Source organism: Bacillus sp. 05T31 (assembly GCF_056396725.1).
In genome coordinates this window covers 1-1214 of the sequence record NZ_JBFTMA010000972.1, presented here as the reverse complement: position 1 = coordinate 1214, position 1214 = coordinate 1, and the positions used below count along the sequence as shown (strand labels likewise).

General features: G+C 31.7%; 2 protein-coding genes and 1 pseudogene. 1 reads left to right on the top strand and 2 read right to left on the bottom strand.

Annotated elements, in window-relative coordinates:
- Nucleotides 1-674: ATP-binding protein (locus AC1DJR_RS30425; RefSeq protein ID WP_477004304.1), on the top strand; the 674-nt coding region annotated here is incomplete at its 5' end.
- A 99-nt stretch (nucleotides 675-773) separates the two neighbouring features.
- On the opposite strand, the gene AC1DJR_RS30420 is transcribed toward AC1DJR_RS30425, so the two are convergent.
- Both AC1DJR_RS30420 and AC1DJR_RS30415 read right to left on the bottom strand, forming a co-directional pair.
- Nucleotides 774-872 carry a YjcZ family sporulation protein gene (locus tag AC1DJR_RS30420; RefSeq protein ID WP_000007808.1) on the bottom strand — a complete coding sequence of 33 codons (99 nt, stop codon included), beginning with the start codon at nucleotides 870-872 and terminating at the stop codon, nucleotides 774-776.
- A 135-nt stretch (nucleotides 873-1007) separates the two neighbouring features.
- Nucleotides 1008-1214 (bottom strand): annotated as a pseudogene (locus AC1DJR_RS30415) (energy-coupling factor transporter transmembrane protein EcfT); the annotation flags it as partial.

Sequence of the window (1214 nt, the reverse complement as noted above, 5' to 3'; positions counted from 1 at the left end):
AAATGGATATTGTCAGCCAACTCGCTGCAAGTATTTCACATGAAGTAAGGAATCCATTGACTGTTGTAAAAGGATTTACACAACTTTTAAAAACACCTAATATAACTCAACAATCCAAAGATGAGTATATTGAACATATTCTTGAAGAGTTAAATCGTGCACAAGCAATTATTGATGATTACTTAACTTTTGCCAAACCAGCTTCAGAAAAACTAGATCATATTTCAGTGGAGCACGAGTTAAATCGAGTTATTAATATGATGTTGCCTTTTTGTAACATGAATACTATTAATATTACAAAAGAGTTCTCAGAGGGAACAATTATTGGTAATACACAGCACTTCCATCAATGTTTTTTAAATTTAATAAAAAACAGTATAGAAGCAATGCCATGTGGCGGTAATCTAATTATTTCTGCAACTGTTAGCAATAATAAGGTCATAATAAGGATTCAAGATAGTGGAGTTGGAATGTCGCAAGAGCAAATTAATCGATTTGGCGAACCATATTTTAGTACAAAAACGAAAGGTACGGGTTTAGGAACGATGGTTGCTGTTAAAATTATTGAAACGATGCGAGGCAGTTTAAAAATCCGAAGTATCGTWAATAAAGGAACTACYTTAACTATTACATTCCCAAAATATAATAATGAGAGCACGTTGCATAATAAATAAAAAAGGAGCCATTATGCTCCTTTTTTATTTCGATACAAAAAGTATCTGCTATGTTTTTTTAATTTACATTTAGAAGAGACTAATTAGAAATTAGTACCCTTAGCTCCAACAGCTACATCCAACAATAATTAATAAAATAAATAACACAACTAATAAAGCGAAACCTCCACCAAAACCACAAGAACCGCCGAAACTCATATTTTTTCCTCCTTTTGGTTTGAAAACTAATAGGTAGTTGATCATTTTAACTGGTTCGTATTATACAGTATGTATATCTCCCTTTTTTGAGCATGTCTTCATAAAAATTAGTAAAAGCACTCTATTGAGAGTGCTTTAAAATGGGTACCAGAAGCTTTGGAATACATTCAGCTTTAAGTAAACTGCAATAATCAAAATGATAATACCAACAAAAAGTGTGATGTAATCCTCCTTTTGTGCGTCTTTTGCATAGTACCACGTTCGTTTATCCTTTTTTCCAAAACCTCTTAAATCCATTGCATTTGAAACAGTATCAATCCTTTCTAATGAATGAATAATAAG